The sequence below is a fragment of the Vibrio artabrorum genome, assembly GCF_024347295.1.
In the GTDB taxonomy this organism is placed as follows: domain Bacteria; phylum Pseudomonadota; class Gammaproteobacteria; order Enterobacterales; family Vibrionaceae; genus Vibrio; species Vibrio artabrorum.
In genome coordinates this window covers 1,537,420-1,551,918 of sequence record NZ_AP025458.1, presented here as the reverse complement: position 1 = coordinate 1,551,918, position 14,499 = coordinate 1,537,420, and the positions used below count along the sequence as shown (strand labels likewise).

Annotated in this window: 16 protein-coding genes; 5 read left to right on the top strand and 11 right to left on the bottom strand. The window is 43.6% G+C overall.

Features of this window, described 5'->3' with window-relative positions; translation table 11 throughout:
* Nucleotides 1–54: 54 nt before the first annotated feature.
* A complete protein-coding gene (locus OCU36_RS06970) occupies nt 55–897 on the top strand; it encodes a DNA ligase (protein WP_261839658.1) in 843 nt (280 codons plus the stop codon).
* Nucleotides 898–1,012: 115 nt separating this feature from the next.
* Here the strand turns inward: OCU36_RS06970 and OCU36_RS06965 are convergent, their stop codons facing one another.
* On the bottom strand, nt 1,013–2,383 hold the full coding sequence (locus OCU36_RS06965) for an MATE family efflux transporter (RefSeq protein WP_261839657.1): 1,371 nt from the start codon (nt 2,381–2,383) through the stop codon (nt 1,013–1,015).
* Nucleotides 2,384–2,544: 161 nt separating this feature from the next.
* Between OCU36_RS06965 and OCU36_RS06960 the strand changes: the two genes are divergently transcribed.
* A complete protein-coding gene (locus tag OCU36_RS06960) occupies nt 2,545–3,153 on the top strand; it encodes a riboflavin synthase subunit alpha (protein WP_261839656.1) in 609 nt (202 codons plus the stop codon).
* Nucleotides 3,154–3,282: 129 nt separating this feature from the next.
* On the opposite strand, the gene OCU36_RS06955 is transcribed toward OCU36_RS06960, so the two are convergent.
* Together OCU36_RS06955 and OCU36_RS06950 are read right to left on the bottom strand one after the other, a co-directional pair.
* Nucleotides 3,283–3,486 carry a CPXCG motif-containing cysteine-rich protein gene (locus OCU36_RS06955; RefSeq protein WP_261839655.1) on the bottom strand — a complete coding sequence of 68 codons (204 nt, stop codon included), beginning with the start codon at nt 3,484–3,486 and terminating at the stop codon, nt 3,283–3,285.
* Between the two features lie 37 nt (nt 3,487–3,523).
* Complete coding sequence (locus OCU36_RS06950) at nt 3,524–4,390, bottom strand: fructosamine kinase family protein (RefSeq protein WP_261839654.1); 867 nt, start codon at nt 4,388–4,390, stop codon at nt 3,524–3,526.
* A gap of 548 nt (nt 4,391–4,938) precedes the next feature.
* On the opposite strand from OCU36_RS06950, the gene OCU36_RS06945 reads away from it, so the two are divergent.
* A complete protein-coding gene (locus OCU36_RS06945; protein WP_261839653.1) occupies nt 4,939–5,283 on the top strand; it encodes a DUF3802 family protein in 345 nt (114 codons plus the stop codon).
* A gap of 123 nt (nt 5,284–5,406) precedes the next feature.
* Here the strand turns inward: OCU36_RS06945 and OCU36_RS06940 are convergent, their stop codons facing one another.
* Together OCU36_RS06940 and OCU36_RS06935 are read right to left on the bottom strand one after the other, a co-directional pair.
* Complete coding sequence (locus OCU36_RS06940; protein ID WP_261839652.1) at nt 5,407–5,892, bottom strand: C40 family peptidase; 486 nt, start codon at nt 5,890–5,892, stop codon at nt 5,407–5,409.
* 146 nt (nt 5,893–6,038) lie between these two features.
* A complete protein-coding gene (locus OCU36_RS06935) occupies nt 6,039–6,848 on the bottom strand; it encodes a sterol desaturase family protein (RefSeq protein WP_261839651.1) in 810 nt (269 codons plus the stop codon).
* A 68-nt stretch (nt 6,849–6,916) separates the two neighbouring features.
* On the opposite strand from OCU36_RS06935, the gene OCU36_RS06930 reads away from it, so the two are divergent.
* On the top strand, nt 6,917–7,663 hold the full coding sequence (locus tag OCU36_RS06930) for a tRNA-uridine aminocarboxypropyltransferase (protein WP_261839703.1): 747 nt from the start codon (nt 6,917–6,919) through the stop codon (nt 7,661–7,663).
* Between the two features lie 163 nt (nt 7,664–7,826).
* A complete protein-coding gene (gene nagK / locus OCU36_RS06925; RefSeq protein WP_261839650.1) occupies nt 7,827–8,735 on the top strand; it encodes an N-acetylglucosamine kinase in 909 nt (302 codons plus the stop codon).
* 168 nt (nt 8,736–8,903) lie between these two features.
* Here the strand turns inward: nagK and OCU36_RS06920 are convergent, their stop codons facing one another.
* From OCU36_RS06920 to OCU36_RS06895, 6 genes are all read right to left on the bottom strand, one after another.
* The gene (locus OCU36_RS06920; protein ID WP_261839649.1) at nt 8,904–9,170 is read right to left on the bottom strand and encodes a DUF2960 domain-containing protein; all 267 of its coding nucleotides are present in this window, start codon (nt 9,168–9,170) and stop codon (nt 8,904–8,906) included.
* Nucleotides 9,171–9,450: 280 nt separating this feature from the next.
* Nucleotides 9,451–11,268 carry a bifunctional molybdopterin-guanine dinucleotide biosynthesis adaptor protein MobB/molybdopterin molybdotransferase MoeA gene (locus OCU36_RS06915; protein WP_261839648.1) on the bottom strand — a complete coding sequence of 606 codons (1,818 nt, stop codon included), beginning with the start codon at nt 11,266–11,268 and terminating at the stop codon, nt 9,451–9,453.
* Entirely contained in the window at nt 11,268–11,852 is a 585-nt protein-coding gene (gene mobA / locus OCU36_RS06910; protein ID WP_261839647.1) for a molybdenum cofactor guanylyltransferase MobA, read from the bottom strand. The genes OCU36_RS06915 and mobA overlap by 1 nt, the downstream gene beginning before the upstream one ends.
* Entirely contained in the window at nt 11,830–12,549 is a 720-nt protein-coding gene (locus OCU36_RS06905) for an ABC transporter ATP-binding protein (protein ID WP_261839646.1), read from the bottom strand. The genes mobA and OCU36_RS06905 overlap by 23 nt, the downstream gene beginning before the upstream one ends.
* Nucleotides 12,550–12,559: 10 nt before the next feature.
* Nucleotides 12,560–13,258, bottom strand: a complete 699-nt coding sequence (locus tag OCU36_RS06900) for an ABC transporter permease (RefSeq protein WP_261839645.1) — start codon at nt 13,256–13,258, stop codon at nt 12,560–12,562.
* Nucleotides 13,259–13,405: 147 nt separating this feature from the next.
* Nucleotides 13,406–14,212 (bottom strand): substrate-binding domain-containing protein, encoded by an 807-nt coding sequence (locus OCU36_RS06895; protein ID WP_261839644.1) that lies wholly within the window; start codon nt 14,210–14,212, stop codon nt 13,406–13,408.
* Nucleotides 14,213–14,499: the final 287 nt, after the last annotated feature.

Genomic DNA, 14,499 nt, shown 5'->3' with positions numbered 1-14,499 from the left:
ATTGCTTACGATGTTGCCTTCTTGGAATGAAAGTTAAACAACTTGGAGCTGGTAATGAGATTAACGAAATTGGCAATTGCGACCCTTTGGGCGTGTTCACTCCCATCTCATTCTTCTTACTTACCACCCGACGATCTGGTGTTGGCCAATAACTATCAACAAGGCATCGATGTGTCCCTGTACTGGACCAGTGAAAAGCTGGATGGGGTCCGAGCTTTGTGGGATGGAGAGCAACTCTTTACTCGCAACGGCAATCGAATTTATGCCCCTAAGTGGTTTGTCAAAAAACTACCGAAAGTGCGTTTAGAAGGGGAGTTGTGGGCAGGGCGAGGTAATTTTCATCTTGTTCAGCAAACCGTGCTAGATCATACGCCTAGTGATGCCGCATGGAAGAAAATCGATCTCATGTTGTTTGATATGCCAGGTGCGGCAGGTGACTATCAGAAACGCTATTACAATATTATTCATTGGGTTCGCGTAATTGATGAGCCTCATGTTAGTTATATTGAGCATTCGCCAATTCATAGTGAAGACAGCTTATTCTATCAGTTAGATAATGTGGACGAACGTAATGGTGAAGGTTTGATGTTACGTAAAATCACGAGTCGTTATCAAGCAGGTCGAAGTAACGACTTGTTGAAACTAAAAAGGCACCACGATGCGGAAGCAACCGTTATTGGCTATAAAGCGGGTACGGGCAAATATAAGGGGATGATGGGCTCAATACTGGTTCATACCGAAGACGGTGTCGAGTTTTATATTGGGAGCGGATTTAGCGACAAAATGCGATTGGCTCCCCCCGAAATTGGCAGTCAGATCACGTTTCGCTACAACGGATTTACTCAAAATGGGAAACCCAAGTTTGCACGCTTTGTTCGGGAAAAGAGCGAGTATTAACAATAAAAACAGTTATGGTATCTAAACCAGAATATATAAGTTGATCGGCAATAAAAAGAGCCCTGCTCAGTCAGTGCTCTTAAAGTCTCTTTGCCTACAGGATCGGCAACGCTCTTTAACGAGCGCTAAATTCTAGCTGAACATCGTCGTCTTGCTTGTGCATCCAGTGTAGGCGCATACCCAGCATAATCGCCGCTGATGTGAGTCCAATAATGAAACCAATCCAGAAGCCGTGTGCGCCCATAGGTTCAACAATCCAATCTTTCATACCTAAGATGTAGCCGATAGGAAGACCAAGCAACCAGTAGGCAACGAAGGTGATGTTGAAGATTGAACGCATGTCTTTGTATCCGCGTAGAGCACCTGCCGCAATCACTTGAATGGCATCAGTACATTGATATACCGCAGCGAATAACAATAGTTGCATTGCCACCGTGATTACAGCGGTGTTCTCTGTATACAGCAGCGAGACTTGTTCTCTGAACAGCACCGTTAGCGCTGCCGTCATAAACGCTGTTATCAACCCAATAATAATCCCCACATGTGTCGCGATCTTTGCTCCTTCAGTGTTGCTTTCACCTAATTTATGACCAACACGAATACTCACTGCAGCACCAATGCTCATTGGAATCATGAATACCAGTGAAGAGAAGTTAATCGCGACTTGATGTGCTGCAACGATCAATGAACCCAATGGAGCGACTAATAAGGAAACAACCGCAAATAGGGTTACCTCAAAAAAGATAGCAGCAGCAACCGGGAAGCCAAGTTTAAACAGACGGATTTGCGCTTTTAATTGTGGTTTATGGAACGTGCCAAAGATATTGATTTTCGCTAAACGTTTTGATGTTAAAACGTAGGCAAACAATAAAGCGAACATCACCCAGTACACAATGGTCGTTGCCACGCCACAACCGACCCCACCAAGAGCAGGGGCTCCTAGCTTACCGTATACAAACATCCAATTGAGTGGGATATTCAAAAGTAAGCCAATAAAACCAATCACCATTGCAGGCTTGGTTAAAGACATACCATCAGTAAAACTTCTTAGCGTTTGGAAGAGCAAAAAAGCAGGAACAGCAAACATCACGGCATTGATATAACCGATGGTCTTTTGGGCCATAAGTGGTTCAATGTGCATCCATTCAAGTATCAGCTGCGTTTGAAAAAGCACTCCAATGATTGGAACAGAGATGACAAGCGCTAAAAATACACCTTGCTGAATTTCAAACGGAATCTTTATTTGACGACCCGAGCCGTTCAACTGTGCCACAACAGGAACCAGCGCCATTAATAACCCGACACCAAATAGAATCGATGGCAACCAAATACTGGCAGCAATCGACACCGCCGCCATATCAATCGCGCTTACGCCGCCAGCCATTACGGTATCGACAAAGCCCATTCCAGTTTGTGCAATGGATGCGATCAAAACCGGGGTCGCAAGTTTGATCAGATTAGACGCTTCTTCTTTGTAACGATGCACAAACAACTCCAAATAAGAGATAAAATTAGGGTAATGGTGTAGGAATGGAGATTCTGAACGAATCAGAGACACAGAATTTGAGCTTCCACTGGACGAATCATAAAGAAATGTCACAATAACTGCTATGAAAAACTGTGGGTAATACGCTCAATAGGAATCTTATGTTTACAGGTATCGTTCAAGGCATGGCAACAGTGGTTGCGATTGACAAAAAAGCGTCGTTTCAAACTCATACCATTGAGTTAACTGATAACATGGTTGAAGGCTTAGCGATTGGTGCTTCAATTGCTCATAACGGCTGCTGTTTAACCGTCACTGATATTTCAGCAAACCACGTTGCGTTTGATTTAATGCAAGCAACATTGAGGTTAACCAATCTCGGCCAGTTAAAGGTTGGTGACAAGGTCAACGTCGAGCGCGCTGCTAAGTTTGGTGACGAGATTGGCGGTCACAGTATGTCTGGTCACATCGCACTGATGGCAAAGCTAGTTGAAGTGATTAAAACGGAAAACAACCGTACGCTGTGGTTCGAACTGCCAGAAGCATCCATGAAATATGTACTGAGCAAAGGCTACATCGGTGTTGATGGATGCTCATTGACGATTGGTGAAGTTGAAGGCAACCGTTTTTCGGTACATTTGATCCCAGAAACACTGAATCGCACTCTGTTTGGCGCTCGTGAGGTCGGGGATGATGTGAATATTGAATTCGACCCTCAAACACAAGCGATAGTGGATACGGTTGAACGCGTTCTGGCGAATCAGAAATAGTTCGACTTGTCGCCGTTGACGATTATTGATAGCAGCGAATTTGGTTTTTTCGGCCCTTCGTTCAGATCAAAAGAGCACATGAAGTACTCTTTTGGGATTGTGGTGTACTCAATCAACCATTGGCATTATTTAGAACACTTGTTCGTCATCGGCATCAATCGATAGATTGATCCGATTTCGGGCTTCATCAACTTGCATATCTAAATGGATGGCGTGACAGCAAGCCGGGCAATCATCATAAAAGTCTTGGCTGCCGTTTGACGCATCGAGCGTTATGCTTATGCCATGCCCGCAATGAGGGCAAGAGACGTGTTTCTCGGTGTATTTGTGCATGGTGAACTCTCCTCACACTGACCTACGGTGATCGATACTAGAACGCTTGAATCTTCTGAATACATGCTTCAGTTTGTGCTAAATACTCACCGCCAAATTGATTGCAGTGATTAAGAAGATGGTACAAATTATAAATGTCTTTTCGATCAGGATAACCCACATCGAGCGGTACGACGCTTTGATAGCCTTCATAAAATGCGGGCGGGAACCCGTGAAATAACTCTGTTAACGCAATATCACACTCATGGTCACCCCAATAGCAGGCAGGATCGTAACAAATCGGGCCAAACGCGGAGTTAGCAACATTACCATGCCACAAATTGCCATGAAGCAAAGAAGGACTAGGGTTATGACCCGCCAATTTCATGTTGACCGTATTGACGATATCGTCGATGTCACCAAAATCGATGCCTTTTTCTTTCAACAACTGGAGCTGGAAACCAATACGCTGCTCGGAGAAAAAACGCGACCATTTTTTATGCCACGGGTTAGGTTGAAGCGTACTGCCAATGTAGTTGTCTTGATCACAACCAAACTCTTTTTGCTCTCCCCACTGATGCAGTCGAGCAAGTTGTACTCCGAAATCATAACTATTGTTACTCGTTTCAAGCGGTTTAGTGGGTAAGTAATTGAGAACGATGAACGAACAGTCTTTGGCTTTACCGATCAGAACAAGTTCAGGTACATAGACGGTAGACGTTTCTCTTAGTAAACGAAGGTTCTCAGCTTCAATTTCAAATTTAGGTAGAAATTCTCGCTGGTTGACTTTCACAAAATAACGCTCATTACCATCACTAATCATGTAGCAATCGTTAATGTCACCACCGGAAACTTTAATACGTTCGGTGATCGGAAAGTTGAATAAAAGTGTATCTGAAAGCTGTTGAGAAATGGCCTGCCACATAGGGGATCCTCAAAGAACTGTTGGTTTGTATTACGTTGAGTTAATAGTGTTAGTCTAGGATAAATTTCAACAATTTATAGATGTACTGGTCAATGTTCTTGAGTCTTAATCTTATTAAGACGAATCAATTGGTGGATCTGTGAACTCAAGCTGATGAAATGCAATTGATTCAGTAAAAAAATCGTTTTGACGATGATGAAGAATTTGGCATAAATCTCACATTCAACGTTGAGAGCAGATTCCTGATTGGAAAAGTTTTGAAGGGTTGTTATTGTCTACGCTAAAGTTGAGCAAGTGAGAATGTTAAAGTGTAGGCCACAAAGACACGCTGTTCAGTCAGTATTCAAAGGATCAGTCAGCATTGGAAAGCCATTATATATTCGACGTTTAGGCTTTGTTTCTATATTGATGTATTTTTGACCTTACAGGCTTGCGAAGAGCATTTATATACCACTTTTTAGAAGAAAGTGGTGACAAATGTCTTCATTAACATACTATTAGCTTGAGACGTATTCATCTGCTCTTGAGCTTAAAAACGGAGATTTATTGTGGTTGTAGAAACTGATGGCTATCTGGCTTTAATTGAGCACTTATCATTCAATCTGGATGTATTTACCAATGCCAAAGGGGATACGGGCGATGAAAGTGTTGAAGACATTGTCACCGACATGATTTCATCTAACATCATGGCGATTTTTGAACAGAACCCTGAACTCCACTCTAGTGTTCGTTTTCAGTTGTTGAAAGAAGCGGATGCGGTCGTTGCCGATTTAAGTGAAGTGCTTGCGGGGGTATGGGGCAAGAAAGCGACTAACGAGCAAATCGTATTTTTAGATGAATATATTGCGTTAGTGAAAAATCTATTTGATTCGGCTGTCGCAAAATACGACTAGATATCTCATCATCGTCCTGATTTTAAGCGTTGGCGCTTGAGACTTTAGAACTGGCTCCAGCGTTTAGAATTCTTCATTTTAAACAAGGAGCTAGATTTAGGGTATAAGTAGAGTTTTGATGCTTTATATACGTCTAAACTGCCAAAATTTTGAAGCCCAATAAGGGTTATCTAGCCTAGAGATAATTACGCCCTTAGAGGTAGAGACATGTAGGAACTGTTTATTGCCCAGATAAACACCGACGTGTCTGACGTTCAATGAGGTTTTGAAAAACACCAAGTCACCGCTCATTGCTTGTTCATAGGCGATTTTTACACCTTGCTTACTTTGGTTTTTTGTCGTTCTCGGTAAGGTTTTTTGAGCGGCATCTTGGACTGCTATTTGCACAAAGGCTGAACAGTCAATGCCTTGGAATGATGTGCCACCAAAATGATAAGGTACACCTTGCCAATGCTTATATACTGTCATGTAGGCATTCGTTGTCATTTGCTCTGATTTTGATAGCGGTTTCGATAGAGCATTCATGTCTCTGTAAGGGATAGGCGTAGAGCTACAAGCAACCAAAGTCGTCAAGGTGACTATCAAAGCTAGTATTCTTTTTATTTTCATATGTCACTCTTCTAATAAAAACTAAAATCAAACGTCATCAACGGCTTCAAGTATACGAAATAAATTAATCATACTTATTTATTTACCGTTACGTTGAACAATCACTGCTGGGTACGGAGCGACTTAACCTCCCCAATTTAGTAGCTTTACTTTACTTGGTTGGGAGGCGAGAAATGCGCGAACGGTTGACGCAGCATCAAATCCAACCGTTGCTCCTTACCATCTTGAATCTCGGGCACACCAATATGCACCTTATCGTGGCCTAGTTTGGGTTGAGCGCGGTAAGTCTTAAACCAGATGTCCCATACAGATAAGAAGAAGCCAAAGTTCGAATGCGTCTCTTTAACAATGATAGAGTGATGCACTCGGTGCATGTCTGGTGTCACGATCACTTTTCTCAACTGCTTATCGATCCACAGTGGTAGACGCGCATTACTGTGGTTGAACATCGCACTCGCATTAAGAACAATTTCAAATATCACTACGGCAATAACCGGGACGCCGAGAGCGACCACTAAACTCACTTTTATTAGCATCGAAAGTATCATTTCAATCGGATGGAAGCGAGTGCCGGTTGTCACATCAATATCGAGGTCCGCATGGTGAACTCGATGTAACTTCCATAACCAAGACACACGGTGAAATACCAAGTGCTGTAGATAAATGGCGCAATCTAACAGTATCACACAGATGACAATAGTCAGCACTTTAGGAAGGGACAAGATATTGAATAAACCCCAGTGATGCTCTTGTGCAATGATTGAGGCTTGGAATGCAGCGATAGGGATAAGTGTGGCTAACAGAACACTATTTAAGGCAACTAATGCGAAGTTGTTCCCCCAACGAAACCACTTGCTTTGAGTCAGCGTTTTACGTGGAAAGCGACATTCCCAAAGCGCACACAATCCGAAAACGACAATAAAACAAATGAGACGCAGCAGTGATGGATCTTGCATGGGAATTCCTTCTATCATTATCAGGTTACTGTAAGTACAATCGTGCCACTTTTCTAGATCTATCGTTAATATTCATGAGAATTCACGCTTTCCACCGTTTATACCAACACCGTTTGTCTCTTGCTACCAAGCCGTTTAACGCACGGGGGTGTAAAGTCGTGCGATGCGAGTACTGTAAAATCAAGCAAGAGAGTTGTCTGTGTGAACATCAACCCAATATAGATACCAACGTCGCGACCATGTTGATCTTATCAGACAACGAAATCATGAAGCCGAGTAATACCGGTCGATTGATCATGGATACGGTCAAGGACAGTTATGCCTATCTTTGGCACCGAACAGAACCTAATCAAGAGATGTTGGATATCCTCAACGATGAGAAATACCAACCCGTTGTTGTATTCCCTGAAGATTACACCGACGACAAAACGCGTGTGGTTCAAGATTTACCTCAAATGCGTGATTCGAATAAAACACTGTTACTTATCTTCATCGATGGAAGCTGGCGAGAAGCGAGACGCATCTTTCGCCGTTCAGAGTATCTGCAACCTTTACCTGTTTTATCGATTAAGCCTGAATCGGTTTCCCAGTACATGATGAGAAAGTCAGACAATGAGCAACACCTTTCGACTGCCGAAGTCGCGAGCGTAGTGCTCCAACAGGCCGGTGAAGAAGAGGGGGCCAAGACTTTACAGCTCTGGTTTGAAGCATTTCGAGAAAGCTACATGTTAAGTAAGACGCGTTATAAGTCGGATCCGACTCAACCTTGCTTGAATGCTTTCATCGAACACAGTAAAAATGAGACGTCACTCTAACCTTTAACCGCTTTGTGCTGACTTGTTGTTCAAACAGACTCGATCACGAGATAAGTTTGTTATCTATCACGGTTTGTAGGGGGAGTGTTATGGATAATGCTCCTTAGTTGTTTTATTTAAACATTTTATTTACCCGAATTTAGGGAAAAATTGGAGAGATTTCATGTATTACGGCTTCGATGTTGGTGGCACAAAAATTGAGTTTGGTGCATTCAATGAGAAACTTGAGCGAGTAGCAACAGAGCGTGTACCTACGCCAACAGACGACTATCAATTACTGCTTGATACGATTGCAGGGTTGGTTCAGAAATACGACAGCGAATTCTCTTGCGAAGGTAAAATTGGCCTTGGTCTTCCTGGTATGGAAAACGCCGATGACGGCACTATGCTTGTCGTTAACGTACCCGCTTCAACAGGTAAACCACTGCGAAAAGATTTAGAAGCACTTATTGGCCGCAGTGTAAAAATCGAAAATGATGCAAACTGTTTTGCGCTTTCAGAAGCGTGGGATGATGAGTTGAAAGATGAACCCTCAGTTGCTGGCCTAATTCTCGGTACAGGCTTTGGTGGCGGTCTTATTTACGAAGGCAAAGTGTTCTCTGGTCGTAACCATGTTGCTGGCGAGCTTGGCCATATGCGCCTTCCTCTTGATGCATGGTTCCACCTTGGCGACAACGCACCGTTATTGGGCTGTGGTTGTGGCAAGAAAGGTTGTTTAGACAGCTATTTATCTGGCCGTGGTTTTGAGTTAATTTACGAGCACTACTTTGGCGAGAAGAAGAAAGCGATTGAGATCATTCAAGCGTATAACGAGGGTGAAGCGAAAGCGGCTGAGCACGTAGATCGTTTTATGGAGTTGTTGGCCATCTGTTTTGCCAACCTGTTTACAGGGTTGGATCCACACGTAGTTGCACTGGGCGGCGGTCTTTCAAATTTCGAGCTTATCTACCAAGAGATGCCAAAACGTGTGCCTAAATATCTGTTGTCTGTAGCGAAATGTCCAAAGATCATCAAAGCGAAGCACGGTGATTCAGGTGGCGTTCGTGGCGCTGCATTCCTTAACATTAAGTAATGGTGACTTAAGTTACGCTAGCTAAGGTTAGATAGTTACAAAGCACAAATAAAAATGCCGCAATCTCGAAACAGGTTGCGACATTTTTTATTGTTCAGTGTTTTCGCTTTTTAACGCAAAACAAAAAGCTAGAAGCGATATATCAAGAACAAGAGCCAGACAGAGGGCTTACTTCTTCTTTTTACCCACACCAAGGTTGTCTTTTTGTTTCAAGGTAAGCTTAGTAAAGCCAAGCTTACGGAAGTAGTTGTCTTGGTAGTTGCGAACCGCTTTCGTATCTGAAATCAACTCAAGCTGTTGCTCAGTTTTGAGATACTCAGTGATGTCGATGCCTTCCGCTTCGGCAACCGCTTCTTGGATCGTGCGGTGTTCTTGTTTTGAAAACAGTAACTCTTTGTCTTCATCTTTGTAAGTGTACAGAATGGTACGAGCCATGGTGCTCTCCAATAGGATTGTTACTTTGCGCGCACTCTACATAAAAACCGTACGTGGCTCAAGGTAATGGTAAGAAATCTTAAAATTATCGTTCTAAACGTTTAGCGTAATTTGAGCTATTTGTCTTTTAGGTAACGAACAGGTTGTTTTTCTCGAAACGAAAAGAACAAAAAGCCCCTTAGTATTGAAAAATCTATATAGGGGCTTCGTTTATGTTTTGGCGAAGATCTTCTAAGTCAATTAAAAAGAGGCTAAGTCAATGTCGTATCTTCGCTTTGAATTAAACGCGGCCTTGCAAAGGAATGATCGTCACTGTCTCACCCACTTTTACGGTATCAACCGCTGGTGAGATCTCGATTAAACAGTTTGCTTCACTCATTGAGCGCAGAATACCTGAACCTTGTTTACCTGTTGTTTTCACTTCAAGCACGCCGAATTCATTCATCGAGAATACTCCACGACTAAATTCAGTACGGCCTTGGCGTGAACGCAGTTGTTGAGTGGCGACTGCGTTTGCTTTCACTGGCGTCCAGTTGGTTTGACCCTGAAGCTTGCGAATCGCAGGCTCAACAAAGTTAATGAACGACACCATGACAGCCACTGGGTTACCCGGTAAACCGAAGAACGGTTTATCTTCAATTTTGCCGTAAGCAAGAGGGCGCCCCGGACGCATATTGATACGCCAGAAGTTGATTTCACCCAGCTTATCTAACGCAAGCTTGATGTAATCTGCATCACCAACAGACACGCCCCCCGAAGTCAGAACCATGTCGGTTTCAAGCGATGCAGAGTGCAGCACGTCGATCATCTTTTGTTCGTCATCTTCAATAATGCCGTAATCAACGATGTCACAGCCAAGTTTTTGAAGCATGCCGATAATCGTAAAACGGTTCGAGTCGTAGACAGAGTTGGGTTTTTGTTCGCTCCCCGGCGCTTGAACTTCATCTCCCGTCGAGAACACACCCACTTTCACTTTACGCACAACCGGGCAGGTACCAAAACCTAACGACGCCATCATGCCCATTTCTGGCGCTTCAATGCGTGTGCCACGGGTAAAGACAGGTTGGCCGATCTTTAAATCTTCACCGGCCATACGGACATTTTGTCCAACCGAGATCTTAGCGTCAGGAAAGCGAACGGTGTCGCCATCTTGAACGGCTTGTTCGCGCATCACGACAACATCAACACCTTCTGGCATTGGTGCGCCCGTCATGATCTTAACCGCTTGACCTTGTTGAACGGTTTGCTGGTAGCAGTGACCGGCCATGACTTCCGCAACGATGTTGTAGCTGTCCAATTCTAGATCTTGACTACGGATCGCATAGCCATCCATCGCAGAGTTGGTATTTTGAGGAACATTGATTGGTGAGATGACATCTTCCGCCAATACGCGGCCATAGCCCTGCAACAATTCAACACTCTCAGTGAGATCGAGTGCGTCAATACTATCAACAATCTTTTGTTGGCCTTGAGAAACGGTTAGACCAGCAGGAGAGAACGAATCACAACACACTGTGGGCGCTGCGTCTTTTGAAGATGAGCATGACACGGCTTTGCCTGTTGTAGATGAAAGGTCAAAGGACTGCGCGTAATCGATGATGAAATCACGAATCGCTTCTAAGTCGTTGATCGCCATTTGTGGTAGATCGGATTCAACTTGGCTGTTTGCCGCGATAGCAATAATGTTGTCATCGTTCGGGTACAACCAAGGTTTGCCCACTTCATCTCGATGCAGTTCGATTTTTGGGAAAGCGATGTTCTTACAGCCTTCCACCAAAATCAGATCAAGCGTGTTGATATCAAAGCGAGTCAGCAAGTAATCAAAATTTGCTTCCGCCTCTGGCGTTTCTGTCATCATCACGTGACGGTTACGAGATGCAATCAACATTTGGTTCGCGCCCGCTTTACGTAAACGGTAACTGTCTTTACCCGGCTTATCGACATCAAAATCGTGGTGAGCATGTTTTAACACACCTACTTTTAAACCCGATTCAGTCAATAACGGCAGCAGAGCTTCAAGTACCGTTGTTTTACCTGTACCACTATAAGCAGCAAAGCCCAATAGAGGAAGGTTAGGGCGTTGTTTAGAATCTTTCATTATCGAAGGGTTCCGAATTGGGTGAGTTCTTCTGGCGTATTGAGATTGACAAAGCAATCTGGCGAGTCACTAAAGTCGACGTACTCAGTCACGCAGTCTTTGTACAGTAGGATGATTTTACGATCACCACGTTCCAAAAATGCTTCTAACTTTGGTAGGACACGCTTGTGGAATAGGGTGAATACCGGTTGCTTAAATTCGCCATCATGAGCGACAAGAATGTCACTGTTCTCTTTCACTGCTGCACAAAAACGTGTCACAAGGTCGCTATTAATTTGCGGACTATCGCAAGGTACAAACCCGACCCAATCTGTCGTCGCGTTTTTAAGACCGGCATGAATCCCCCCTAATGGCCCCGGGTAATCCGGGAAGGAATCAGACACAACAGGCGCAAAGGTTTGGTAACGGTCTAAGTTACGGTTTGCATTGATGGTGATGCTGACATCTTGTCGTGACAGCTGGTCGATAACATATTGAATAAGCGGCGACCCGTTAAGTTCAACGAGTCCTTTATCTTTTCCACCCATACGGCTGGCTTGTCCGCCGGCCAAAATAACCCAACTAGTTTGCGCTGGAAGCAACATAAATGTTCTCTTGTGCACTGTTTTTTTGAATAACTTTCAGAAGCGTTGATTCAGTCAAAGTGTTGTCTTTGATCCACCATTGCTTCCTACATAAATCGGTTAACGCATTGGCTTGATGGCTTGTGATGACCAAGCTTGCGCCTCGTAAAAGGAGATCTTCAGCCATAATGACTAATCTTTCAATAGATTCTTTATCTAAAGAGGCGCTCGGTTCATCCATGAGCAAAATTGAGGGCTTTAAAATCCAAGCCCGAGCCATTGCAACGCGCTGGCGTTCCCCCCCTGAGAGGACAGAAATATGCTCATCCGCTAAGGTTTCTAAAGCGACCATTCTCAACGCGCTAATTATTTGAGCGCGCTTATCTTTTTGGCTCCCTTTATGAAATCGAATGCCGTAAGCAACATTTTGGTATACCGAACCATCAAAAAGATACGGCGTTTGGTGCAAATAGATGATGTCTTTAAATTTTGACCTTGGGAATAAGAGCTGGTGCCAGCTTTGGGTTGGAGATTGAATCTGTCCAGAACTTGGCTGGATTAAACCGGACAAAATTTTAAGTAGGGTCGTTTTTCCGACACCATTATCACCTTTAAGATAAATGGCATCGTTAGGACCAATTGATAATTCAGGTATATGGAATAAAACACGCTCCTTAAAGCGCATTGAGATTTGCTGTGTTGTTATTTTTATACTCATGACAGCACTCCTAAGTTCTTAAATAGCCTTTTCCTCTCACACTAGAGAGAAAAAAGTTTAGCGCTAATGCCAAGGCAAGTAGGACCATACCCAGTGCAACGCCTTGAGCGAAGGCCCCCTTATGGCTTTCCATTGCAATCGCTGTTGGGATATTTCTTGTCATCCCCATGATATTGCCACCAACCATCATTGAACATCCCACTTCCGTTACGATGCGAGAAAATGCGGCAATGGCGGCTGCCATTAAAGGAAAGCGTGTTTCCCAAATTAACGTGCATGCCACTCGAGTGGTTGAAACGCCGAGTGTACGAGCGGTTTCAACAGCACGACGGTCACTGGCTTGTAACGCGCCATGCATCATTGCAACCAGCACCGGGAAGCAGATCAGCATTTGGCCAAGTATCATCGCTTTTTGTGTGAACAGCAATTGCCAGTCACCCAAGGGGCCAGAACGCGACAACATCATGTACAACAGTAAACCGATCACCACGGTGGGGATGGCTTGGAGGGTGTTAATTATCGACAACAGTGACCATTTTCCTGGAAACTCGGTATAGGCTAAGAGGAAGGATATGATGATTGCAGGGACAATGACCAAGGAAATGGCGGATAAAGAGACACTAAAAGATACCGCAACGATTTTCCACAATTCGTTATCGAAACTCACCAATAAATTTAATGCATCAAGCGTTGTTTGCCATAAGGACATGGAAGCTCTCATTTCGGTCGACAATCAGTCTGAATGTGTTAATGACGTAATCATAGCTGACGCAATTCGTGCGAGGCATCATTGGTCAGCTATTGTGAGACAAAGGATCGTCTTAATTCAATTCCATTGGTAATAATGCTGTATTAATTATTCTGCGTTTGCAACAAACAACTGCTGACCTTGCAGTTTAAAATCGTTGATCAGCTTCTGCCCTTTAGGGTTAACAAGCCAGTCACTGAATACTTTTGCTGCGTTATAGTGGGTGGTTGGGTAGCGTTTAGGGTTAACCAGGATCACTTGGTAAGGGTTGAATAGATTTTTATCGCCTTGAAAAAGGATTTTTAGATCCAGTTTGTTTTGATAAGCCAACCAAGTACCACGATCCGTGAGCGTGTAACCTTGCATCTCAGAGGTCATGTTCAGCGTCGGTCCCATGCCTTGACCAACACTACGATAGCCACCAAAGTTAGGCTCCATTTTGGTTTGTGCCCAAATGCCCATCTCTTTCTTGTTGGTACCTGAATCGTCACCTCGAGACAAGAATGTCACGTTGCTGTTTGCGATTACCTTGAAAACATCGATGACATTTTTTTGAGACGCAATTTTCGCAGGGTCACTCTTTGGTCCAACAACCACAAAATCGTTATACATAAGTTTACGAGGCAGAACACCGTAGCCTTTTTCAACGAAATCCGCTTCAGCCTTTGGAGCGTGTGTCATCACCAAATCAACATCACCATTCTCACCCATACGAAGTGATTTCCCCGTACCGGCAGCGATAACACCGACTTTGATGCCCGTATCTTTTTCAAACTTTGGTAATAGGTAATCCAGTAGTCCAGAGTTGTAGGTGCTTGTCGTGGTAGCCAGCTTGATATGTGTGGTGTCTTCAGCGCTGCTTGCTGTGTAACTGACGATAGATAGGGCTGCAATAGCTAGAGGAATTGCTTTCATTTTTATTCTGTCCATTCTGTTATAAATGAATGACATGCGCTCAGCTTTACAGGGCCGAAGAAGAGCATGCACACAAGATGCTAATTTTGTAATTAGAAATCATTACTTAACAAGCAAAGTTAGTGCCAATAAATAGTGAATCAAATTCTATTTAATTACTGTTATTTCGGATAAAAGTACGCCATTTATCTTGATAAAATGAATCAAAACATGAGCTAGGACAAAATGTCGCACACTGAGTATGTTGCACATGGGGTTAATTGGTACACTCTGTCCCAACTTTTCCT